This window comes from Pantoea conspicua, from assembly GCF_002095315.1.
GTDB classification, from domain to species: domain Bacteria; phylum Pseudomonadota; class Gammaproteobacteria; order Enterobacterales; family Enterobacteriaceae; genus Pantoea; species Pantoea conspicua.
Genome location: NZ_MLFN01000020.1, coordinates 19,421 through 41,597, shown reverse-complemented (window position 1 = coordinate 41,597; position 22,177 = coordinate 19,421). Strand labels below are relative to the sequence as shown.

Below are 22,177 nucleotides of genomic sequence, written 5' to 3'. Positions count from 1 at the left end.
TCCAAGGAGTGTACATGTCTATCACGGCAAGCTCGTTATACCGTGACACTGGAAATTTTACCCGCCATCAGCTGGTCACCTTACTGTTGATGTCGCTGTTGACTGCTTTCATCACCGTCATGCTGGTACATGTGCTGACGCCTGGCGCCGATCAGATGGCGATTCTGCAGCAGGGTGACGACAGTGCCAGTTCGTTGTTTGAGATGGTGCAAAACATGTCACCTGAACAGCAGCAGGTGTTGCTGCGCGCCTCTGCGGCGGGAACGTTCGCGGCACTGGTGGGTAATACGCTGTTACTCGGCGGGATGTTGTGTCTGATTCCGATGGTCTCTTCTGGTCAGCGGGTCAGTGCGCTGCGTGCCATTGGCGCCTCTGCGCCTTTATTGCCAAAGCTGTTACTGCTGATTTTTCTGATCACGCTGGTGGCGCAGCTGGGCTTTATGGTTCTGGTGGTGCCTGGTATTCTGCTGACGATTCTGCTGTCGCTGGCACCGGTGATGCTGGCGAATGAGAAGATCGGCGTGTTCGCCGCCATGCGGGCCAGTATGCGAATGGCGTGGAAGAACGTGAAGCTGATTGCGCCCGCCATTCTTCTCTGGCTGCTGGCAAAAGTGGTGGTGATGTTGTTTTTCTCATCACTGACCGTGCTGCCGATGAACGTTTCCTCGGTGATCTTCACCGCTGCAGGTAACCTGGTTTCGGCCATGTTAATCATCTATCTGTACCGGCTTTATATGCTGTTACGTTGATGAGCGGTGCGCCTTCGGGCGCATCGGTCCCCCATTCAGCCCTGACTGGAATGATTATGAAGCAGTTACTCGATTTTCTCCCTTTGGTGGTCTTTTTCATCTTCTACAAGCTGTACGACATCTTTGTTGCTTCAGGCGCACTGATTGTCGCGACCGGTCTGGCTTTAGTTGTCAGCTGGTTGCTCTATCGTAAGCTGGAGAAGATGACCATTTTACCTTTGTGCTGGTCGCCGTATTTGGCACGCTGACGCTGGTGTTCCACAACGATGAGTTTATTAAGTGGAAAGTGACAGTGATCTACAGCCTGTTTGCCGTCGCGCTGCTCTACAGTCAGTGGTTCATGAAGCAGACGCTGATCCAGAGCATGCTGGGCAAAGAGTTACAGTTGCCCGATCCGGTCTGGCGTCGGCTCAATACCGCCTGGGCGCTGTTTTTCCTGATCTGCGGCCTGGTAAATATCTACGTTGCGTTTTGGTTATCTCAGGCGTTCTGGGTTAACTTTAAGGTGTTTGGTCTGACCGGTCTCACCTTACTGTTTACCCTGATTAGCGGGCTCTATATCTGGCGACAGATGCCGCAACAACAACAAAAATAATTACTCTGCCCGGCACGCCGGGCATTTTTTTAGCGATCATCTGCAGAAGAAACGAAAGCAATGGGCGAAAAGCATAAATTGCCGCAAGGCGAAATGGTGTTACGTACGTTAGCCATGCCAGCAGACACCAATGCCAATGGCGATATCTTTGGCGGCTGGCTGATGTCACAGATGGATATGGGCGGCGCTATTCTGGCTAAAGAGATTGCCGAAGGCCGGGTCGTGACGGTGCGGGTTGATGGCATGTCCTTTCTGAAGCCAGTGGCGGTGGGCGACGTGGTCAGCTGTCATGCGCGCTGTATCCGTACCGGTAACAGTTCAATGACCATCAATGTCGAAGTCTGGATCAAGAAGGTGTCGTCTGAACCGATTGGTCAGACTTACTGTGCCACCGAAGCGGTGTTTATCTATGTCGCGGTAGACAATGACGGCAATTCGCGTCCACTACCTGCCGGGCGTGCTAACCAGCAACCCAGCGACTAGCCGGTCGTCTGGCGGTCAGGTGCAGTGTCACTGACCGCCAGCTTTTTTATTCGATGCTGGCACCGCCATTCATCTTAAAGACAACGTTCATGGTCACCTGTCCTGGACGACCGCTCTGGTAACGCCACTGCTTCATCGACTCCCTGACTGCCCGTTCAAACATATTGCGCGGTTCCGCGGAGAGGATCTGAATATTCTCCACCCGTCCCTCGCTGTTCACATCAAATTTCACCCGCACCCGACCCTCAATGCGAAGCGCCCGTGCGCGCTGTGGATAACCTGGCTTGCTGACACTCAGCGCTTTCGGCCCGCTGGAAACCGTCTGGCTCGCTGACGGCGTCGATTTCGGCGCAGTTGTCGGCTTGTTCTGCGTCGCCGGCAGGTCCTGTTTAAACGGATTGGCCTGGGGTTTGCTCTCCTGACGCGGTTTTACCTCGCGTTTAGGTTGCTCACGCTTATGTTCCGGCTTGGGTTTCGGTTTTGGTTTTGGCTTCGGTTCTGGCTTCGGAATCGGTACCGGTTCCGCCTTCGGGGGTTCCGGGGCGGGCTGAGGTTCAGGTACCGGCTCTGGCTGCGGTTCAGGTACCGGTTCTGGCTGCGGAGCCGGTGGCTCAACTACCGCTGGCGCAGGTTGTGGCTGAATTTCCGGGGCGACCAGGCTGACACTGATGGGCTGCGACGCTTTGGGCACTTCGGTCACCTGATGGAATGAGGCGTAGAGAATTCCGGCAATGACGGTACCATGCAAAGCGACAGACAATAACATGGAGACAGGCGTGCGTTTGGGTAATGGCATAGTCAGCGTGGTCATAACAGTCGCAGTCATTAAATGAAGAGCCGATTTTAAATGCAAATAGCAATCAGTTTCAATAACTCCCGCCATCTCACCGAAAGAAAAGCGCTTTTTAGCCCTTTATGCTGAGCAGTAAGCGGGTCAGAGGTTTCGTTTGCACTCTGATAAACAATCCCTTAACGTGTTGCGAAATTAGGAAGAGTTAATGGGAGCTCCCAAGTGCTTTACGTCATTTATGCAGAAGACAACGCAGATTCACTGGAAAAACGTAATGCCGTGCGCCCTGCCCATCTGGCGCGCCTGAAACTACTGCATGAAGAAGGACGCCTGATTATTGCGGGTCCGATGCCTGCCGTCGACAGCAACGATCCGGGCGTGGCAGGCTTTACCGGTTCAACCGTGATTGCCGAGTTCCCGTCACTTGAAGCGGCACAATCCTGGGCAGAAGATGATCCCTATATTGCCGCTGGCGTTTACAAACAGGTGGCCGTTAAACCGTTCAAACGCGTTTTCTAATCGCGAATGCGCGCTGATAAATGGCTTCGGTGCGGCGCACCGGGGCCTTTTTTGTTTTCCGGGTAAAGCAACAATGCAAATGATTATTCTGGCGCTGCTGGTGCCGATCGTGGCGCTTATCGCGACCGCCCTTTACTTTTGGCGCAGCAGGGCTGGCGCAATAAAAAACATCTGATTGTGATGTTAATTGTGCTGGCAGCGGTGCTGCAACTGGTAAACATGATCCTGATGGTGCGTGTTGAATCCGGTGCCGCGGGCTGAAAAGATCAGCCGTTACGCGTAAAAAAAACCGCCCACCGGCGGTTTTTTTTTACTGGTAAGGCACAGCGATGGCGTCAATCAAAGACGTTATTGATAATCGCGGTGACCACTGCCGTACTCAGCGCAATCAGTACCAGGTTATCCCCCACCATTTTCCATTCGTAACCGGGATAAGAAGGCAGACCCTCCAGCATACCGCGCGGCACCGAGCGTTTAGCGATACCAGGCGGCAACGGTTTACCGCGCGCGAGATTTTTAGCAATTCCCGGCGGCAAAGATGAGTAGCCGGTCAGCCCCTGCTGTCTGGCCAGATCACGCGCGAATGAATAACTGATATCGGTTTCTGCCCGCCAGGGATCGCCGCCCTTATTCTTTTTACCCTGTGACTTATCATGTTTCCCCTCGCCCTTATTACCATGCCCTTGTCCATGACCATTGCCCTTTCCATTGCCGTTTCCGTTTCCATTGCCTGGATTGGCCAACAGCGCCGGTGAGGTGAAAAGCAAACAGAGGGTTAATGCGATGACGCCAGACCTTGCCAGTTTTTTCATTGTCCTGCTCCCAAAGGTAATTGATTTAAATTTAATCCTGGACCTGAAAAGCGGCAATCTGGCGAGTTCTTAAAAGCATCCTGGCACGCAAAATGGGGGTATCACCGACACTCACCGCTCCAGGCAGAAGTCCACGGAATAACGGATAGCGCCTCATGCTACCTCCGCCTCAACAATACAGCCACGCTAAACAATAGCCGAAGCGCAAGCCGGTACACCTCGTCTGATTTCAGGGCGGCAGGCCGTAATCTGAGATCGGCATGGTTCAGTCGCTGGTTAAAAATGTAAATTTTTTTGACCTGATCGCTCAGGTATTCTTGACTGAAAAGACTTATCACCCCAACAGGAGAGGCCGTCATGACCGAATTGCTGCATATCATGTCTGTCAGCGCGATTGTTGCAGGCATCTATTTGCTGGACTGATCCTGTGCGGATTCGGGCGGGAAAAACAAAAGCCCTGCCGGTCTGGCAGGGCTTCGATCTTCCGTGAGGGATGAATGATTGGACAACGAAAAACGATCACGAAAGATGATTATTTTCTATAAAAAACCCGCTCGGTTGTCAAGCGTGTCGGAGGCGTTCGTTACCGCGCTGCAGGCCTGTTTTCAGCGGCACCCGCAGCGCCTGACGCGGTGTTTAATTGCGGTCCAGCAGCAGCCCAATCAGTGCATGATAATGATGCTCTTCTTCCGCACTGGTCACCGCCTGTAAACGGCTGACCAGTCGGGTGCAGATGGCCTTACGGTTCAGGCTGCGACCAGAACGCACGATCTCTGTCACGACAGCGCCAAGAATGGCCTGTTGAGCCGGCAGGGAAGCACTGCTCAGATAAGCGGAGATATCAGAAACTGAGGCCGGGATTCTTACGTTGGCTTGCATGGTCAACCCTCACAGAGTTCATTAAATGTCATAACCGATGCGATAAAGCTATACCACCAACCATTACTTGTACAGGTATTTGACGAGTAATTTGCAATAATTTCTTAAAACGGCAAATAATTTGAGCCCAAACAGTAACTTGTGTGATTGTAAAGCTGTACAGGTTTAGCCATTCTTATTGGGAAGGCCGGGTTAAACCGCATTGCAGTGAATATTTACCGGCACGCAGCGACGAAATGCTGCGCCGTCAGACATTTTTTTTAGGGTAAACAGGAATTATTTCTTATCGCTGACTACATTTATGACTTCGTTATTACACCTCTGAAGCTCAGAATGGACGCTACAGCACAGTCGCAGGCTCATTATGCATAAGACTTATAATATTCAGGGCGCCACAACTTTCGTCGATCAGCTGTTATACCGGATGCAGGCAATTGCCGATCCGAAAACCGAAGTGCTGAGTGGTTATCCGGCAAACTGCTCTGCCTGGTTAACCATCTATTATCATCGCAAAACGGATAAGTGGTCTTTTGAATGGTATGACCGCGCCGGTTGCCGCCGTCCTGTGGGACTGGGTAGCCCGGCGGATTGTCTGATGCGTGAAGTGAGCGATCGCGGTGCTTCGCAACAGGAACATCTGCAGGCGCGTGGCTTTCTGGCCGAGCTGGGATTTTTCGAAGCCTGAGTAACCGCGTCCACCCGGCTGGCGGATAGGGACTGCCTCTGCCAGCGGGCCTGCAGCCTGATGCGCACTACAGCCTACATATTTTGCGTAATAAACAGGATGGAGCGACGCTGCTGCTGCGCCAGTTGATGGCGAATGCTGTGAATGCGTTTATAGCGTCGTGACTGCCCTTCCAGCCAGCGTGAACGGCGTCGGTGTACCTGACGTAACATTCTCCAGCGCGCCACTTCATTTCTGCTTCGTCTCATCACTTCCTCTCTGACATCGAATTCACGCGCACGCATTATAAAGATCTTATCGCCAATGCCAAATCGGATCTGATCGTTATGGCAAAGGATAAAGGGTTTCGCTGACCGTGATCTGCACGTAAACTTGCCAGACGAAAGCGCGAACGGGATGTCCACTTAATGACCACTTTTTACACCCTGATCAGCTGGTTGCTGCTATTTGGCTACTGGCTGCTGATCGCCGGTGTCACGCTGCGAATACTGATGAAGCGTCGTGCCGTGACTTCGGCGATGGCCTGGCTGCTGATTATCTATATTCTGCCGCTGGTGGGTATTATCGCCTACCTGTCGTTTGGCGAACTCCATCTGGGTAAACGTCGCGCAGAACGGGCCCGTACCATGTGGCCATCGACGGCCCGCTGGATGACCGATCTGAAGCAGTGTCGTGAAATCTTTGCTACTGAACACAGCGATGTTGCCCGTTCGCTGTTCGAACTCTGTTATCACCGTCAGGGCATCGCCGGTGTTAAAGGCAATCAGCTGCAACTGCTCACCAGTGCCGATGATGTGATGCAGGCGCTGATTCGGGATATCCAGCTGGCGCGGCATAATATCGAGATGGTGTTCTATATCTGGCATCCCGGCGGCCTGGCGGATGAAGTCGCCGAGTCGCTGATGGCCGCCTCACGCCGCGGCGTACACTGCCGGCTGCTGCTCGATTCAGCAGGCAGCGTGACCTTTTTCCGCAGCCCGTGGGTCGGCATGATGCGCAATGCCGGCATTGACGTGGTTGAAGCGTTACAGGTCAGCCTGCTGCGCGTATTCCTGCGCCGGATGGACCTGCGTCAGCATCGAAAAATCGTCTTAATTGATAAATACATCGCCTATACCGGCAGCATGAACCTGGTGGACCCCCGCTTCTTTAAACAGAACGCTGGCGTCGGTCAGTGGATCGACCTGATGGCACGAATGGAAGGCCCGGTCGCCACCGCCATGGGAATTGTCTTTAGCTGCGACTGGGAGATAGAGACAGGAAAACGCATTCTTCCCCCCCGCCCGACCGAAATATCATGCCGTTTGAGCAGGAGAGCGGCCATACGGTGCAGGTCATCGCCTCGGGTCCCGGTTTCCCGGAAGATATGATCCACCAGGCACTGCTGACAGCGGTCTATTCCGCACGTGAGCAGTTAATCATGACTACGCCCTACTTCGTGCCAAGCGACGATCTGCTGCATGCCATCTGTACCGCAGCGCAGCGCGGGGTGAATGTCAGTATTATTGTGCCGCGCCATAACGATTCTCTGCTGGTGGGCTGGGCCAGCCGCGCCTTCTTCAGTGAACTGCTGGAGGCGGGGGTGAAAATTTACCAGTTTGAAGATGGGCTGTTGCATACCAAAAGCGTCCTGGTCGATGGACAACTCAGCCTGGTCGGCACGGTAAATCTTGATATGCGCAGCCTGTGGCTCAATTTTGAGATTACACTGGTGGTAGACGATGCCGGATTTGGCAGCGATCTGGCCTGTGTGCAGGATGACTATATTGCCCGTTCACGCCTGCTGGATGGCCAGCGCTGGTCAAAACGTGCCTGGTGGCAGCGTATCGTCGAACGACTGTTTTACTTCTTCAGCCCTTTACTGTAAAACGAGCCAGATTATGTATACGGCCTCAGGCAGACAGGACAGACCATGGATTTAAACAACCGCCTTACTGAAGACGAAACGCTGGAACAGGCTTACGATATTTTTCTTGAGCTGGCAGGCGATAATCTCGATCCGGCAGATATCATTCTTTTTAATCTGCAGTTTGAAGAGCGCGGCGGTGCCGAGCTGTTCGATCCGTCAGAAGACTGGAAAGATCACGTCGATTTTGATCTGAATCCTGACTTTTTCGCGGAAGTGGTGATTGGGCTGGGTGAAGCGGATGGGGAGCCGATTACCGACGTTTTTGCACGCGTACTGTTGTGTCGTGAAAAAGACCACAAACTGTGTCATATCCTGTGGCGTGAATAGTCGTCACCGCGATAAAAAACGCCGGGCTATTGCCCGGCGTTTTGCTTTATAACGGATCGACTTTCAGGCAGGAGACCGCATGGCGGAAACTGCCTTCCAGCAGCGGCCGGGTTTTGGCGCACTCCGGACCGGCAATCGGGCAGCGGGTACGGAATACGCAGCCCGACGGTGGATTGATCGGTGACGGCAGTTCCCCTTCCAGCAGCTGAATCTGCTTATTCTTTTCCAGATCCGGATCGGGAATTGGCACCGCCGACATCAGCGCTTTGGTGTAGGGATGCTGCGGATTGCTGTAAACCTCGCTGTAGGTGCCCAGCTCGACCGCATGACCGAGATACATCACCAGAACGCGGTCTGAGATGTGTTTCACCACCGCCAGATCGTGGGCGATAAAGATCAACGACAACCCCATCTCGCGCTGCAACTGCTGCAGCAAATTGACGACCTGCGCCTGAATCGACACGTCGAGCGCTGACACCGGTTCATCACAGATGATCAGCTTCGGCTCCAGAATCAATGCACGTGCGATGCCAATACGCTGACACTGGCCGCCGGAGAACTCATGCGGATAACGGTTGATCAGGTTTGGCAGCAGACCGACCTTCATCATCATATTTTTAACGCGATCTTTGACTTCCTGACGCGCCATTTTCGGATGATAGGTACGCAGCGGCTCCGCAATGATATCGCCGATAGTCATGCGTGGATTGAGAGAGGCGAGCGGATCCTGGAAAATCATCTGGATGTCGCTGCGCGCCTTGCGCCATTCCTCTTCGCTCTGCCCCAGCAGATCGCGTCCCAGCCACGCCACCCGACCTTCGGTGGCTTTCACCAGGCCGATGATGGCGCGGGCCAGCGTCGATTTACCGCAACCCGACTCGCCAACTACGCCCAGCGTCTCCCCTTCATACAGGCGCAGGCTGACGCCATCCACCGCTTTCAGGGTCTTTGACGGCTGCCAGAACCACTGCTTGCCATCTTTAATGTCGAAATGCACCTTGAGGTCGGCGATTTCCAGCAACACTCTTTTTTCCGCTACGGTGCTCATACTAATTCCTCCACCGGCTTAAAGCAGGCACGTAAACGCCCATCGCCAAACGGTTCCAGCGGCGGCGCTTTGGCACAGATATCCATCGCGTGTGGACAACGCGGCTGGAACGGGCAGCCCGCCGGCAGACGCAGCAGGTTAGGCGGATTGCCGGGGATGGTGGTCAGGCTCTCCCCTTCGGCATCCAGCCGCGGCACCGCATTCAGCAGGCCGATAGAGTAAGGATGCGCTGGCTGATAGAAGACGTCACGGGCGCGGCCATACTCCATGGTGCGTCCGGCATACATCACCAGCACCTTGTCGCAGATCCCGGCAACCACGCCCAGATCGTGAGTGATCATGATGATAGCGGTGTTGAACTCACGCTTGAGGTCGTTAAGCAGCGTCATGATCTGCGCCTGTACCGTCACGTCGAGCGCAGTGGTGGGCTCATCGGCGATCAGCAGTTTTGGCCGGCATAACAGCGCCATGGCGATCATCACGCGCTGGCGCATCCCACCGGAAAACTCATGCGGATACATCTTCATGCGCTTACGCGCTTCGGGCATTTTTACCGCATCCAGCATTCTGACTGACTCTTCAAATGCCTGGGCGCTGTTCATGCCCTTGTGCAGCTTCAGCACTTCCATTAACTGTTCGCCGACCCGCATGTAGGGGTTAAGCGAGGTCATCGGGTCCTGAAAGATCATCGCAATCTGCTCGGCACGCAGCCGGTTAAGCTGGTTCTCGGGCAGATTAAGGATCTCTTTACCATTAAACAGCGCGGAGCCGCCAATGCGGCCATTTTTTGCCAGCAGCCCCATCAGGGCGAATGCGGTTTGCGACTTGCCGGAACCGGATTCACCGACAATGCCCAGCGTCTCACCGGCACGCAGCGAAAAGTTAAGATCGTTGACGGCGGTGACATCGCCGTCGTGCGTGCCAAAAGTGACGCGTAAATCTTTCACCTGCAGTAACTGTTCGCTTCCCGCGCGGGCCGCCATTGCTGGCTGAAATTCATGAATGGTCATCGGGAAACTCCTTAACGATCTTTCGGGTCGAGGGCATCACGCAGGCCATCGCCAATAAAGTTGAAACAGAACAGCGTCACGACCAGAAAACCGGCCGGATAGAGCAGTAACCACGGCGACACTTCCATCGAGTTCGCGCCGTCGCTGAGCAGTGCGCCCCAGCTGCTGAGCGGCTCCTGGGTACCCAGGCCGAGGAAGCTCAGAAAAGATTCAAACAGAATCATGCTGGGCACCAGCAATGAGGCATAGACCACCACCACACCGAGGACGTTTGGCACGATGTGTCGCAGCACAATTTTCCAGGTAGAGACGCCGCCAACGTGGGCCGCTTCAATGAACTCTTTGCGCTTCAGACTCAGGGTCTGTCCACGCACGATACGTGCCATATCCAGCCACGACACCATGCCGATGGCGGCAAAAATCAGCAGGATATTTCGGCCAAAAAAGGTCACCAGCAGGATAACGAAGAACATAAACGGGAACGAGTTGAGGATTTCCAGAATACGCATCATCACCGAGTCGGTTTTGCCGCCGAGGTAGCCGGCTACCGAACCGTACAGGGTACCGACGATCACTGCGATCAAGGCGGAGGCCACACCAACCATCAGTGAAATCCGGCCGCCAATCGCAACCCTGACCAGCAGATCGCGCCCCGAGGAATCGGTGCCGAACCAGTGCCCGGACGTGGTATCCGGCGGAGAGGACATCATGCCCCAGTCAGTATCGTCGTAGGTGAACTGTGACAGCATTGGCGCAATGATCACAAACAGCGTAATCAGCAGCAGCACCAGCAGGCTGAGTGAGGCCGCACGGTTATGGATAAAACGACGACGGGCGTCCTGCCACAGACTGCGCCCTTCAACTTCCAGCTTCTCACTGAACGCATCCAGAGCTTCGCTGTTTTTCTTACTTAACATCATGGCGAACTCCGCAATCAGTAACGAATTTTCGGATCGATGACGGCATACAGCACGTCGACAATCGCGTTAAACAGAATGGTCAGTAACCCCACCAGAATGGTCAGGCTCATCACCAGTGAGTAGTCGCGGTTCAGCGCGCCGTTCACAAACAGCTGTCCAATGCCCGGCAGACCGTAGATGGACTCAATCACCATCGAACCGGTGATGATGCCGACAAAGGCAGGTCCCATGTAGGAGATGACCGGCAGCAGCGCAGGTTTCAGCGCGTGGCGCAGCACGATGCGGCGCAGCGGCAGCCCTTTTGCACGGGCGGTACGGATAAAGTTGGAGTGCATCACTTCAATCATCGATCCGCGGGTAATACGCGCGATGCTGGCGATATAGGCCAGTGACAGCGCCACCATCGGCAACAGCATGTAGTTCCACTGTCCGCCATTCCAGCCTCCGCCGGGCAGCCATTTCAGGGTGATGGCGAACACCAGAACCAGCAGCGGCGCTACCACGAAACTCGGTATTACCACGCCGGTCATTGCCACCCCCATCACCGCGAAATCCCACAGGCTGTTCTGTTTCAGCGCGGCGATAACGCCAGCAGTTACGCCCAGCACCACCGCCAGCAGAAAGGCGGCCAGACCGAGTTTGGCTGAAACCGGAAACGCATGACCAACCAGATAGTTAACCGAATAATCTTTGTATTTAAATGAGGGGCCGAAATCGCCGTGCGCCAGCTGCACCAGGTAATCGACATACTGTTTACTAATCGGGTCGTTGAGGTGATATTTCGCCTCAATATTAGCCATGACTTCCGGCGCCAGGGTGCGCTCACCGGTAAAGGGACTGCCGGGTGCCAGTCGCATCATAAAGAAGGAGATGGTAATCAGAACGAACAGCGTCGGGACCGCTTCAAGCAAGCGACGCAGGATGAATTTTAACATTGCCGTACCTACCAGGCTGTTGCTTCACAACAAATAAAAAAACGTAAAGGCGGCGCAGACGCGCCGCCACTGTCGATAGCCTGTGTGCTATTAGTGTTTAATGATGTAGAAGTTCTTATCCTGCGATTTATCCAGCGGATCTTTACCGGTATAACCGCCAACGTAAGGTTTCACCAGACGCGCATTCACGTAGTAGTAGACCGGGACGATGGTGCTGTCTTTATCCAGAATCTGCTCAGCACGCTGGTAATCGGCAGCACGCGCTTTATCGTCCGGCGCTTTGATCGCGTCACGCAGCACCTGATCGAACGCCTCGCTCTTATAATGCGAAGTGTTACTGCTGCTGTTGGATTGCATGATGTTCAGGAATGAGGTCGGTTCGTTATAGTCCGCGCACCAGGCGGCACGCGACACGTCAAAGTTGCCCTGATGACGGGTGTCGAGGAAGGTTTTCCACTCCTGGTTTTCCAGCTTGATGTTCACCCCGATGTTCTTCTTCCAGATCGACGAGGCGGCAATGGCCAGCTTCTTATGCAGATCGGAGGTGTTGTACAGCAGGTTGAAGGTCAGCGGTTTGTCGGCGGTATAACCGGCTTCAGCCAGCAGTTTTTTCGCCTCTTCATTACGTTTTACCTGCGACCACTTAAACCAGTCTGGCGGCAGAATGTCCATACCGTCGGTGGATGGCGGCGTGAAGCTATAGGCTGGCACCTGACCCTGCGCCAGCACTTTATTGACCATGATGTCACGATCCAGGCCGAGCTTCAGGGCGGCGCGCACGCGCGGATCGGTAAATGGCGCTTTCTGGTTATTGATTTCGTAGTAGTAGGTGCAGAGATAAGGATCAACGTGCAGCTCTTTACCGTTGTCACGCTGGAGCTTCTTGAACAGCTCAATCGGCATGTTGTTGTAGGTCATGTCGCTGCCGTTCTCGGAGAAGTAACGGTTAACGTCGCTGACTTCGGAGTTGATTGGCAGGAAGGTGACCTTGTTCAGCACGGTATGTTCGTTGTCCCAGTAGTTCGGGTTACGCACCAGGGTGATGCGCTCATTGATGACGTGCGCCTCCAGCTTAAACGCACCGTTGCCGACCCAGTTCTGTGGCTGCGTCCACTGATCGCCGAATTTCTCAATCGCCGGTTTATACACTGGCGACATCACTGAGTTGATCATCAGCTTATCGAAATAAGGGACCGGCTCGCTCAGCGTCACTTCCAGCGTATGATCATCAATCGCCTTCACGCCAAGATCGGAGGTCGGTTTTTTGCCCGCGATGATATCGTCGACGTTAAGAATATGACCGTACTGCGGATAGCTGGCGTAAGGTGACGCGGTTTTCGGGTCAACCAGACGCTGCCAGCTGTAGACGAAGTCCTGTGCGGTAACCGGCTCACCGTTCGACCATTTGGCGTTCTTACGCAAGTGGAAAGTCCACACTTTGAAATCTTTATTTTCGTAACTTTCCGCCACGCCCGGTACCGGATGACCGTTGCTGTCACTGACCAGCAGACCTTCATAGAGATCGCGCGCCACGTTATCTTCCGGTACGCCTTCAATTTTGTGCGGATCAAGCGACTGCACCTCATCGCCATTCCCGCGAACCAGTTCCTGTTTTGCTGCCAGCTCAACGCCAGCTGGCACGGTAGCTGCCAGAACCGCATTCCCTGCCAGTGCGCTGATTGCAGCGAATACGCCCGCTGCAATCAGGCTTTTTTCGTGATGTTGTTCATTATTACACTCCAGTTTTATTATCGTCGCCGGGGCGATTGGCTGCCCCGGCGTCCCCCGTCTCGGGATCCCCGGCTGGTTAACCTGAGGATAGTGACCGCATTACGTGGTCTGCACGATCACGCGCTCCCCGACTGTCTCGCCGGGTAAGCGCGCGGCTCAGTGTTGTTTGATGAAATAGTATTTCAGGTCTGTCATGTCCTGCGGGTCTTTGCCCGTAAAGCCGCCAACCCAGGGCTTCACCAGGCGCACACTCACGCGGTAGTAAACTGGCACAATTGGTGAGTCTTTGTCGAGTTGTGTTTCAGCCTGCTGATAGAGGCTGGCGCGTTGCGCTTCACTCCCGGCAGTCAGGGTTTCAGCCATCAGACGGTCAAAGACCGGGCTGCTGTAAAACGCGGTATTGATCGACGCGTTGCTGACCAGCATGTTGAGGAACGTCGACGGCTCGTTGTAATCGGCGCACCAGGTCGCGCGAACCACGTCATACTGCGCCTGATGACGGGTCTCCAGCAGCGTTTTCCACTCCTGATTCTGTAACGTCACCTTCGCCCCGAGGTTTTTCTGCCACATGGAGGCAGCAGCGATCGCCTGGCGTTTGTTCTGATCGGAGGTGTTATAGAGCAGCGTGAAACTTAACGGATGGCTGGCATCAAATCCCGCCTCTGCCAGCAGCTTTTTCGCGGCCTGATTGCGCTGCGCCTGGCTCCCTTTAAACCACTCCGGTGGGGTTAAATTGATGCCCGCGGTAAACGGCGGGGTGAAGCTATAGGCCGGAATCTGGCCCTGCCCCATGATCTTGTTGGCTATCACCTCACGGTCGAGGGTCATTTTGATCGCGGCACGTACCCGGGGGTCGGTAAATGGCGGCTTTTTATTATTGATTTCATAATAAAATGTGCAGAGAAGCGGACTGACTTTGACCTGGTCGCCCAACTCCTGGCGCAGTTTGCCGAACATTTCTGGCGGTATTGCGCTGTTGGTTATGTCGGTACCACCGCTGCGATAGCGATTGATATCGCTGTTCTCAGAGGCGATCGGCAGGAACGTGCCCTGCTCAATCACCGTATGGCGGTTATCCCAGTAATGTGGATTGCGCTTCAGCACAATTTTTTCGTTAACAACCCAGTCGCTCAGGGTATACGCGCCATTGCCGACGTAGTGACCCGGCCTCGTCCAGGCCTCGCCCCACTGTTTGATCGCCGGGCCATAGACCGGCTTCATCGCAGTATGTGCCAGCATTGCCACCAGATAAGGCACCGGCTCGCTCAGGGTAATCTGCAGATGGTGAGCATCCAGCGCCTTGACGCCGAGCTGATCGGGTGACGCTTTACCCGCCAGGATAGCATCAATATTGGCAAAATGGGCCGCCTGCAGATAGCTGGAATAAGGAGAAGCAGTATCAGGGTCCGCCAGACGTCGCCAGCTGTAGACAAAATCATCGGCGGTAACCGGCTGACCGTTGCTCCATTTCGCGTCATCACGCAGGGTAAAGGTCCACTGCCTTCCCTGCTGGTTTTGCCAGCTCTTCGCGACGCCGGGCACCACGTTGCCGCTGTTATCGGTATTCACTAACCCATCGAGCAGGTTAAGAATAATATTGGATTCGGGCACGCCTTCGGTTTTATGTGGGTCAAGTGACGCCACCTCAGTGCCATTGTTGATCACGATCTGCTGCTGCGGTGCCAGAGGGGTTTCGGATGGCACCGTTGCGGCGTAAGCCGGTGAAAAGGCGATTAACAACGTTAAAGCAATTTTTTGACCGTTGCTGCTGCAATTTTTTCATCCCAGTCATGCGAAAGCGACAACCTTTTATTAAATATCCCGATAGGCTTAAGCAAAAAGCATTCTCACTTTGGGCTTTCGGTAAAAAATTTTTACGTTACGCCAAAAATTATCAGAAGCCGTGAATGGGTGCCAAAGCAAAATAGCTAAAAATGTTAACTAATTCTCTTTTATCATGAGTTCTCGGGAAGCGGAAGTGTTAATTTTCGACCTGAAAATATCTTATCGATATGAAAAATAGTGATTTTAGTTAAAAGGCTGCGAAAGCAGGCGCAGGCAACGGCGCTATTGCGCCATTCTGGCATTTATTCGGAGGCGGCGCGGGGAGACGCGATGAATGCACGCCCGTCAGCGAAACGGGCGTGATTTGTCAGGTTAAGCAGGAAATAACAAGCAGATTATCATGTGAAAATCGTGACATTCTTTACAGCATCATCAGTGCGTATCCCGGCAGGCAGTAATAAAAGTGATAATCTGCTGAATCTATTAAGCCGGATGAATAATTGCCTTTTTTTGGTGCAGAAAAAGCAGATCTTGCACCATAATGAATCATCCTTTCATTTCGCCTGCTGAAATAAGTGACGTGTTAATTCAGCAAGCCCGGGAAAATAGCTTTCATACCGGTCACCACAAACTCAATACCCAGCGCCATCAGCAACAGTCCCATAATACGGGTGATGACGTTGATACCGGTCTGGCCCAATACCCGAACCATCAATGGCGCGGCGCGAAACAGTAGCCAGCAGCAAAAGGCGAACAGCGCAATCGCCAGGCTGAACCCGAGCAGATTGAGCCAGCTGTGATAGCGGGTGCTCCAGACGATGGTCGAACTGATGGCACCCGGTCCGGCCATCAGGGGCAGTGCCAGCGGGACCACTCCGACGCTTTCGCGAATCGCGGTTTCTGATTTTTCCTGTTTATTCTGCTTATCTTCACCCAGCTTGCCGCTGATCATCGACATCGCGATAGTGACCACCAGAATACCGCCGGCGATGCGGAACGAGTCAATCGAGATGCCGAAGATATGCAATATCGCATCACCGAGAAACAGTGAAGTCCATAAAATGATTGCCACCGCGAGGTTAGCTGTCAGATTGGTTTTATTACGCTCAGTTACGCCCTGATAGCGGGTCATGCTGATAAAGACCGGAATAATGCCTACCGGGTTAACCAGCGCAAAGAGACCGACAAAAAATTTGATATAGCCTGATAAATCTAATAGCGCAGGGTTCACGACAGACTCCGTACCACAGGGGAGGAAAACGCGCCTAATGTAAGGGAAAACGCGCCCTGATGCCAGATGTGAGAACAGCTATTTATTCTGCCAATTGACCAGCGTCTTAGCGCATTTTACCAGACAATAAAAACCCGCTGGTTTTAGCCGCTACAAGCTGGCTACCCAGAGGCGTAACCGGTTTTGACAGGCAGGCGCTGAAAAGTGCGGCTGAAAGGTGTCAGCTTGGGTTTAAATTGATCTGCATCAAAATTACTCTACCTCAAACCAGGTAATCTTTTCGCAACGGAAGTATTAACGGCATCAATGGTCACCATCGTTGCCGGGAGAGCAGACTAGTTTAGTAAACAGTTGAAAATCCGGGTGTTCTGGCCCAGTCCGGCGTACCAGCCAGGCGGGACTATACTCAGGACGCAGGATTGCTTACTAAAAAAGTTTAACTTCCTTCAGGAGAACACCATGGCCGTTACTAATGTCGCTGAACTTAATGCACTGGTTGAACGTGTAAAAAAAGCACAGCGTGAATACGCCAACTTTTCCCAACAACAGGTTGACGCCATTTTCCGTGCTGCCGCGCTTGCCGCCGCAGATGCCCGAATTCCCCTTGCTAAAATGGCCGTTGCCGAATCCGGCATGGGCATCGTTGAAGATAAGGTGATCAAAAATCATTTTGCTTCTGAATATATCTACAATGCTTACAAAGATGAAAAAACCTGCGGTGTGTTAGCCACCGACGACACTTTCGGTACCATCACTATCGCTGAGCCGATTGGTTTGATCTGCGGTATCGTTCCGACCACTAACCCTACTTCCACCGCTATCTTTAAGGCCCTGATCAGCCTGAAAACCCGTAACGGCATCATTTTCTCACCCCATCCACGTGCCAAAGACGCCACCAATAAAGCGGCGGATATCGTGTTGCAGGCAGCCATCGCGGCTGGCGCACCTAAAGATATTATCGGCTGGATTGATGCCCCTTCGGTTGAGCTCTCTAATCAGTTAATGCATCACCCTGACATCAACCTGATTCTGGCAACCGGTGGTCCAGGCATGGTGAAGGCGGCGTACAGTTCAGGTAAACCTGCCATCGGTGTCGGTGCTGGTAATACACCTGTAGTGATTGATGAAACGGCAGATGTGAAACGCGCTGTGGCCTCAATCCTGATGTCGAAAACCTTCGATAACGGTGTGATCTGCGCCTCCGAGCAGTCAGTGATTGTGGTGGATTCTGCCTATGATGCGGTACGTGAACGCTTTGCCAGCCACGGCGGCTATATGCTGCAGGGTGCTGAGTTAAGTGCAGTGCAGAACATCATTCTGAAAAACGGTGGCCTGAATGCCGCCATCGTCGGTCAGCCAGCGTTTAAAATTGCTGAGATGGCGGGCATTACCGTTCCTCCGAGCACCAAGATTCTGATTGGCGAAGTGCAGCTGGTGGACGAGTCTGAGCCTTTTGCCCACGAAAAACTGTCACCGACGCTGGCGATGTACCGGGCGAAAGATTTCCACGACGCGGTTAATAAAGCGGAAAAACTGGTGGCGATGGGCGGCATCGGTCACACCTCCTGTCTCTACACCGACCAGGACAACCAGACCGAGCGCGTGCACTATTTCGGCGACAAAATGAAGACCGCACGTATCCTGATCAATACCCCGGCTTCTCAGGGCGGCATCGGCGACCTCTACAACTTTAAACTGGCACCTTCTCTGACGCTGGGTTGTGGTTCATGGGGCGGTAACTCCATCTCTGAAAACGTCGGTCCGAAACATCTGATCAATACCAAAACTGTCGCCAAGCGAGCTGAGAATATGTTGTGGCATAAACTTCCTAAATCCATCTACTTCCGTCGGGGCTCTCTGCCAATTGCGCTGGAAGAAGTGGCTACGGATGGCGCCAAACGTGCGTTCATCGTCACTGACCGCTTCCTGTTCAACAACGGCTATGCAGATCAGGTGATCCGCGTACTGAAAGCGCACGGCGTTGAGACCGAAGTGTTCTTTGAAGTGGAAGCTGACCCGACGCTGAGCATCGTGCGTAAAGGCGCAGAGCAGATGAATAGCTTCAAACCTGACGTGATTATCGCGTTGGGCGGCGGTTCACCGATGGATGCGGCGAAAATCATGTGGGTGATGTACGAGCATCCGGAAACGCATTTCGAAGAGCTGGCGTTACGTTTCATGGATATCCGTAAACGTATCTACAAATTCCCGAAAATGGGCGTGAAAGCGCGCATGGTAGCGATCACCACTACCTCCGGTACCGGTTCAGAAGTGACGCCGTTTGCGGTAGTGACCGATGATGCTACCGGCCAGAAATACCCGCTGGCTGACTATGCATTAACCCCGGATATGGCGATTGTCGATGCCAATCTGGTGATGGATATGCCGCGTTCGCTCTGCGCCTTTGGCGGTCTGGATGCGGTTACTCACGCCCTGGAAGCCTATGTTTCAGTGCTGGCGAATGAATACTCTGACGGTCAGGCGTTGCAGGCACTCAAATTACTGAAAGAGAATCTGCCCGCCAGCTATGCTGAAGGTGCGAAAAATCCGGTAGCGCGTGAACGTGTGCACAATGCAGCCACCATCGCTGGTATCGCCTTTGCCAACGCCTTCCTTGGGGTCTGTCACTCCATGGCGCATAAACTGGGTTCAGAGTTCCATATCCCGCATGGCCTGGCTAACTCGCTGTTAATCGCCAATGTCATTCGCTACAACGCGAACGATAACCCGACTAAACAGACCGCTTTCAGCCAGTATGACCGTCCACAGGCACGTCGTCGCTACGCCGAAGTGGCCGATCACTTAGGCCTGTCGGCACCGGGCGACCGCACCGCGCAGAAAATTGAAAAACTGCTGGCGTGGCTGGATGAGCTTAAAACCCAACTGGGTATCCCAACCTCTATCCGCGAAGCGGGTGTGGCAGAAGCGGACTTCCTGGCGAAAGTGGATAAGCTGGCAGATGATGCCTTTGATGACCAGTGTACCGGCGCTAACCCACGTTATCCGCTGATTGCTGAGCTGAAACAAATTATGCTGGACACCTATTATGGCCGCGAATTTGTTGAGCCCTTCTCCAGCGTCGCTGAAGCCGTGGCCGAACAGCCGGTAAAAGGTGTGCAAGTCGAGAAGAAAGCGAAAAAAGTCTGATCGATGCGTTCTGATCGATAAGTAAATAAAAACCCGCTACGGCGGGTTTTTTTATGCCTGTCACGCTGGCATCAGTTGAGCGGCGTCTGGGCACCATAAATCGCCTGCAACGATCCCTGCTCTATCGCCTGTTTGTAGTGTTTGCGACATACCGAGATATAGCGTTCGTTGCCCCCAATCACCACCTGCTCCCCTTCGCTAAAGGGTTTCCCCTCGCTGTCGAGCCGCAGCACCATACTGGCTTTACGACCACAGTGACAAATCGTCTTCAGTTCAACCAGCTTGTCAGCCCATGCCAGCAGATACTGGCTACCGGTAAACAGTTCTCCACGGAAATCCGTTCTCAGGCCATAGCAGAGCACCGGAATATCGAGATTATCCACCACGTCGGACAGGGCTTTGACCTGCTCACGGGTCAGGAACTGACTCTCATCGACCAGCACGCAGTGAATAGCCTGCGCAGCATGTTCGCTGGCGATATCGCGGTAGAGCGACGTCTCTGCGTTATAGAGCAAGGCAGGCGACGAGAGACCAATGCGGGAGCTTACCGTGCCAGCGCCGAAGCGGTCGTCAATTTCCGCGGTATAGACCAGCGTCCGCATACCGCGTTCCTGATAGTTGTAAGAGGACTGAAGTAAGGCGGTCGATTTTCCTGCATTCATCGCAGAGTAGTAGAAATAGAGTTGAGCCATAGCAGCGGGTTCTTCATCAGGACTAAACGGAATGGCGCGCATATTAGCATAAAGTGCCGCCAAACCGAGGGGATGGATCCCCGAATAATGATCAAACAGCGTTCCGTTGCTGGCACACCACCGCCCTGCTGACGTCACGCAGCGCAGCGGGTCTGGGTTAAGCCAGCCACAACAGGCGGCAATTTTTACCCCCTTCCTTAATGTATTAAATTTACTTCTTTTAAAACCGGTGAAGTAATAGTCTTAAACAAGGAAAAAGTAAATTTTACTGAAGCATGACTTTTGTTTCGACTCTATTTATATATTTACTGACGCTATAATTTTAATTTGTGTTGAAGTTATTTATTACCGCCTCTACTATTGTCGGGCAAAATAACTTTTTTATTATTCAGAGACCAGGACAATGAGCGAAGCACTAAAAGTTCTTAATAATATCCGTACGCTGCGTGCCCAGGCCAGAGAGTATCCGGTAGACTCGCTGGAAGAGATGCTGGAAAAGCTTGAAGTGGTGGTAAAAGAACGTCGCGAAGAAGAGTCGCTGACTCAGGCGGAAAGTGCCGAGCGCGCACGTAAACTTAATCAGTATCGTGAAATGCTGCTGGCGGATGGCATTGATCCGAATGAACTGCTTAGCTCTCTGTCAGATATCAAGGGTACAGGAAAAGGTAACCGTTCAGTACGTCCGGCAAAATATCACTACGTTGATGAAAAAGGCGAATCCAGAACCTGGACCGGTCAGGGCCGCACCCCCGCCGTGATTAAAAAAGCGCTGGAAGAACAAGGCAAACAGCTGGACGATTTTTTACTTTAATAACCCCTCCCGCTTCGCTGAAAATCACCGGAGCTGATGCTGAAGGTAATATGCGTTAAAAGAAAAAAAGGAAGCGCTGGCTTCCTTTTTTATTTTGCATCATACCTGATAAAAATCCCGATACCAGTCAACAAAGTGCTTAACGCCCTCTTCCACACTGGTCTGTGGCTTAAAGCCAATCGCCTTAAACAGTGCTTCCGTATCGGCGCTGGTCTCCAGCACATCACCAGGCTGCATCGGCATCAGGTTTTTGATGGCCGTAATGCCTAACGCTTTCTCGATGGCTTCAATATAACTCATCAGCGTCACCGGCTGACTGTTACCAATATTGTAAACGCGGTAAGGAGCCGAACTGGTCGCTGGCGAGCCGCTCTCTACCGTCCACTTTTCATCCGCCTGTGGAATAACATCCTGCAGGCGAACAATCGCTTCCGCAATGTCATCAATATAGGTGAAATCGCGTTTCATCTGGCCCTGGTTATAAACATCAATCGCTTCACCAGCAATCATCGCGCGGGTGAATTTAAATAATGCCATATCCGGCCGGCCCCACGGACCATAAACGGTAAAGAACCGTAGCCCGGTTGTCGGCAACTGATAGAGATGCGAGTAAGTATGGGACATTAACTCGTTGGCTTTCTTGGTCGCCGCATATAACGAAACCGGATGGTCAACGCTATCTTCGGTCGAGAAAGGCATTTTACGATTCAGGCCATAAACTGAACTGGAGGAAGCATAAAGCAGATGTTCGATTTTATGATGGCGACAGCCCTCAAGAATGTTGAGGTGACCAATCAGATTGGCATCGGCGTAGGCATGTGGATTCTCTATGGAATAGCGAACACCTGCCTGAGCGCCTAAATGAATAACGCGCTGGAATGTATACTGTTGAAACAGTGACGCCATAGCGTCACGGTCAGCCAGATCCATTTCAATAAAGGTAAAAGCGCGATCGGGTTTGATCAGGTTAAGGCGAGCATGCTTAAGATTTACGTCATAATAATCATTCAGGTTGTCGATTCCGACAACCTGGTGACCGGCGGCCAGCAGACGTTGGCTAACATGAAAACCAATAAAGCCTGCGGCGCCGGTGACCAGAAAGTTCATAAATCCCTCATT

The 22,177-nt window shown here is 53.1% G+C and carries 21 protein-coding genes and 2 pseudogenes; 10 read left to right on the top strand and 13 right to left on the bottom strand.

The features are described 5' to 3' along the window. Positions 1 to 14: 14 nt before the first annotated feature. The 3 genes and pseudogenes from HA41_RS09380 (at position 15) to yciA (ending at position 1,827) form a co-directional block, all read left to right on the top strand. Positions 15 to 749, top strand: coding sequence for a YciC family protein (locus HA41_RS09380; protein WP_094120553.1), 735 nt, complete (start codon positions 15 to 17; stop codon positions 747 to 749). Positions 750 to 805: 56 nt separating this feature from the next. After that, positions 806 to 1,344: pseudogene (locus HA41_RS09375) on the top strand (septation protein A). A gap of 60 nt (positions 1,345 to 1,404) precedes the next feature. Further along, a complete protein-coding gene (gene yciA, locus HA41_RS09370) occupies positions 1,405 to 1,827 on the top strand; it encodes an acyl-CoA thioester hydrolase YciA (protein ID WP_094120552.1) in 423 nt (140 codons plus the stop codon). Between the two features lie 46 nt (positions 1,828 to 1,873). Here yciA and tonB read toward each other — a convergent pair whose 3' ends face one another. Continuing rightward, the gene (gene tonB, locus HA41_RS09365; protein ID WP_143807310.1) at positions 1,874 to 2,638 is read right to left on the bottom strand and encodes a TonB system transport protein TonB; all 765 of its coding nucleotides are present in this window, start codon (positions 2,636 to 2,638) and stop codon (positions 1,874 to 1,876) included. Positions 2,639 to 2,839: 201 nt separating this feature from the next. Here tonB and HA41_RS09360 point away from each other — a divergent pair, with 201 nt between their 5' ends. Both HA41_RS09360 and HA41_RS09355 read left to right on the top strand, forming a co-directional pair. Further along, positions 2,840 to 3,136, top strand: a complete 297-nt coding sequence (locus HA41_RS09360; RefSeq protein WP_031374572.1) for a YciI family protein — start codon at positions 2,840 to 2,842, stop codon at positions 3,134 to 3,136. Between the two features lie 138 nt (positions 3,137 to 3,274). Next, complete coding sequence (locus HA41_RS09355) at positions 3,275 to 3,397, top strand: hypothetical protein (protein WP_341865062.1); 123 nt, start codon at positions 3,275 to 3,277, stop codon at positions 3,395 to 3,397. A 74-nt stretch (positions 3,398 to 3,471) separates the two neighbouring features. Here HA41_RS09355 and HA41_RS09350 read toward each other — a convergent pair whose 3' ends face one another. Both HA41_RS09350 and ycgZ read right to left on the bottom strand, forming a co-directional pair. Beyond that, positions 3,472 to 3,948, bottom strand: coding sequence for an anti-virulence regulator CigR family protein (locus HA41_RS09350; protein ID WP_094120550.1), 477 nt, complete (start codon positions 3,946 to 3,948; stop codon positions 3,472 to 3,474). A gap of 636 nt (positions 3,949 to 4,584) precedes the next feature. After that, positions 4,585 to 4,827, bottom strand: a complete 243-nt coding sequence (gene ycgZ, locus HA41_RS09340; protein ID WP_094120548.1) for a regulatory protein YcgZ — start codon at positions 4,825 to 4,827, stop codon at positions 4,585 to 4,587. A 364-nt stretch (positions 4,828 to 5,191) separates the two neighbouring features. Between ycgZ and HA41_RS09335 the strand changes: the two genes are divergently transcribed. Continuing rightward, positions 5,192 to 5,512 (top strand): hypothetical protein, encoded by a 321-nt coding sequence (locus HA41_RS09335; RefSeq protein ID WP_094120547.1) that lies wholly within the window; start codon positions 5,192 to 5,194, stop codon positions 5,510 to 5,512. Between the two features lie 74 nt (positions 5,513 to 5,586). Here HA41_RS09335 and HA41_RS20715 read toward each other — a convergent pair whose 3' ends face one another. Continuing rightward, positions 5,587 to 5,760 (bottom strand): YciY family protein, encoded by a 174-nt coding sequence (locus tag HA41_RS20715; protein ID WP_143807309.1) that lies wholly within the window; start codon positions 5,758 to 5,760, stop codon positions 5,587 to 5,589. Between the two features lie 159 nt (positions 5,761 to 5,919). On the opposite strand from HA41_RS20715, the pseudogene cls reads away from it, so the two are divergent. Beyond that, positions 5,920 to 7,379, top strand: a pseudogene (gene cls / locus HA41_RS09330) (cardiolipin synthase). Positions 7,380 to 7,424: 45 nt separating this feature from the next. Beyond that, positions 7,425 to 7,748, top strand: a complete 324-nt coding sequence (locus tag HA41_RS09325; protein WP_009089915.1) for an HI1450 family dsDNA-mimic protein — start codon at positions 7,425 to 7,427, stop codon at positions 7,746 to 7,748. A 46-nt stretch (positions 7,749 to 7,794) separates the two neighbouring features. On the opposite strand, the gene oppF is transcribed toward HA41_RS09325, so the two are convergent. The 7 genes from oppF to HA41_RS09290 all read right to left on the bottom strand — a co-directional run bounded on the left by oppF (position 7,795) and on the right by HA41_RS09290 (position 16,408). Next, a complete protein-coding gene (gene oppF, locus HA41_RS09320) occupies positions 7,795 to 8,796 on the bottom strand; it encodes a murein tripeptide/oligopeptide ABC transporter ATP binding protein OppF (protein ID WP_094120546.1) in 1,002 nt (333 codons plus the stop codon). Next, entirely contained in the window at positions 8,793 to 9,806 is a 1,014-nt protein-coding gene (gene oppD, locus HA41_RS09315) for an ABC transporter ATP-binding protein (protein ID WP_094120545.1), read from the bottom strand. Before oppD ends, oppF begins: the two co-directional genes overlap by 4 nt. A gap of 11 nt (positions 9,807 to 9,817) precedes the next feature. Next, positions 9,818 to 10,726, bottom strand: a complete 909-nt coding sequence (oppC, locus tag HA41_RS09310) for an oligopeptide ABC transporter permease OppC (RefSeq protein WP_094120544.1) — start codon at positions 10,724 to 10,726, stop codon at positions 9,818 to 9,820. 14 nt (positions 10,727 to 10,740) lie between these two features. Next, positions 10,741 to 11,661: an oligopeptide ABC transporter permease OppB gene (gene oppB / locus HA41_RS09305; RefSeq protein WP_094120543.1), complete on the bottom strand. Its 921-nt coding sequence runs from the start codon at positions 11,659 to 11,661 to the stop codon at positions 10,741 to 10,743. A 90-nt stretch (positions 11,662 to 11,751) separates the two neighbouring features. Next, the gene (gene oppA, locus HA41_RS09300; protein ID WP_143807308.1) at positions 11,752 to 13,404 is read right to left on the bottom strand and encodes an oligopeptide ABC transporter substrate-binding protein OppA; all 1,653 of its coding nucleotides are present in this window, start codon (positions 13,402 to 13,404) and stop codon (positions 11,752 to 11,754) included. A 144-nt stretch (positions 13,405 to 13,548) separates the two neighbouring features. Then, entirely contained in the window at positions 13,549 to 15,096 is a 1,548-nt protein-coding gene (locus HA41_RS09295) for an ABC transporter substrate-binding protein (protein ID WP_244175114.1), read from the bottom strand. 664 nt (positions 15,097 to 15,760) lie between these two features. Beyond that, complete coding sequence (locus HA41_RS09290; RefSeq protein WP_094120541.1) at positions 15,761 to 16,408, bottom strand: YchE family NAAT transporter; 648 nt, start codon at positions 16,406 to 16,408, stop codon at positions 15,761 to 15,763. 459 nt (positions 16,409 to 16,867) lie between these two features. Between HA41_RS09290 and adhE the strand changes: the two genes are divergently transcribed. Continuing rightward, complete coding sequence (gene adhE, locus HA41_RS09285) at positions 16,868 to 19,555, top strand: bifunctional acetaldehyde-CoA/alcohol dehydrogenase (RefSeq protein ID WP_094120540.1); 2,688 nt, start codon at positions 16,868 to 16,870, stop codon at positions 19,553 to 19,555. Positions 19,556 to 19,626: 71 nt separating this feature from the next. On the opposite strand, the gene tdk is transcribed toward adhE, so the two are convergent. Then, positions 19,627 to 20,247: a thymidine kinase gene (tdk, locus tag HA41_RS09280; RefSeq protein ID WP_094120539.1), complete on the bottom strand. Its 621-nt coding sequence runs from the start codon at positions 20,245 to 20,247 to the stop codon at positions 19,627 to 19,629. A gap of 403 nt (positions 20,248 to 20,650) precedes the next feature. Here tdk and hns point away from each other — a divergent pair, with 403 nt between their 5' ends. Then, positions 20,651 to 21,058: a histone-like nucleoid-structuring protein H-NS gene (gene hns, locus HA41_RS09275; RefSeq protein WP_094120538.1), complete on the top strand. Its 408-nt coding sequence runs from the start codon at positions 20,651 to 20,653 to the stop codon at positions 21,056 to 21,058. Between the two features lie 99 nt (positions 21,059 to 21,157). On the opposite strand, the gene HA41_RS09270 is transcribed toward hns, so the two are convergent. After that, positions 21,158 to 22,165 carry an NAD-dependent epimerase gene (locus tag HA41_RS09270; RefSeq protein ID WP_094120537.1) on the bottom strand — a complete coding sequence of 336 codons (1,008 nt, stop codon included), beginning with the start codon at positions 22,163 to 22,165 and terminating at the stop codon, positions 21,158 to 21,160. Between the last annotated feature and the right edge of the window lie 12 nt (positions 22,166 to 22,177).

Excerpts from the sequence above, each read along its gene's own strand:
- HA41_RS09380 (WP_094120553.1), top strand. The coding sequence starts at position 15 with ATGTCTATCACGGCAAGCTCGTTATACCGTGACACTGGAAATTTTACC.
- yciA (WP_094120552.1), top strand. The coding sequence starts at position 1,405 with ATGGGCGAAAAGCATAAATTGCCGCAAGGCGAAATGGTGTTACGTACG.
- tonB (WP_143807310.1), bottom strand. The coding sequence starts at position 2,638 with ATGACCACGCTGACTATGCCATTACCCAAACGCACGCCTGTCTCCATG.
- HA41_RS09350 (WP_094120550.1), bottom strand. The coding sequence starts at position 3,948 with ATGAAAAAACTGGCAAGGTCTGGCGTCATCGCATTAACCCTCTGTTTG.
- ycgZ (WP_094120548.1), bottom strand. The coding sequence starts at position 4,827 with ATGCAAGCCAACGTAAGAATCCCGGCCTCAGTTTCTGATATCTCCGCT.
- HA41_RS09335 (WP_094120547.1), top strand. The coding sequence starts at position 5,192 with ATGCATAAGACTTATAATATTCAGGGCGCCACAACTTTCGTCGATCAG.
- HA41_RS20715 (WP_143807309.1), bottom strand. The coding sequence starts at position 5,760 with ATGAGACGAAGCAGAAATGAAGTGGCGCGCTGGAGAATGTTACGTCAG.
- HA41_RS09325 (WP_009089915.1), top strand. The coding sequence starts at position 7,425 with ATGGATTTAAACAACCGCCTTACTGAAGACGAAACGCTGGAACAGGCT.
- oppF (WP_094120546.1), bottom strand. The coding sequence starts at position 8,796 with ATGAGCACCGTAGCGGAAAAAAGAGTGTTGCTGGAAATCGCCGACCTC.
- oppD (WP_094120545.1), bottom strand. The coding sequence starts at position 9,806 with ATGACCATTCATGAATTTCAGCCAGCAATGGCGGCCCGCGCGGGAAGC.
- oppC (WP_094120544.1), bottom strand. The coding sequence starts at position 10,726 with ATGATGTTAAGTAAGAAAAACAGCGAAGCTCTGGATGCGTTCAGTGAG.
- oppB (WP_094120543.1), bottom strand. The coding sequence starts at position 11,661 with ATGTTAAAATTCATCCTGCGTCGCTTGCTTGAAGCGGTCCCGACGCTG.
- adhE (WP_094120540.1), top strand. The coding sequence starts at position 16,868 with ATGGCCGTTACTAATGTCGCTGAACTTAATGCACTGGTTGAACGTGTA.
- tdk (WP_094120539.1), bottom strand. The coding sequence starts at position 20,247 with ATGGCTCAACTCTATTTCTACTACTCTGCGATGAATGCAGGAAAATCG.
- hns (WP_094120538.1), top strand. The coding sequence starts at position 20,651 with ATGAGCGAAGCACTAAAAGTTCTTAATAATATCCGTACGCTGCGTGCC.
- HA41_RS09270 (WP_094120537.1), bottom strand. The coding sequence starts at position 22,165 with ATGAACTTTCTGGTCACCGGCGCCGCAGGCTTTATTGGTTTTCATGTT.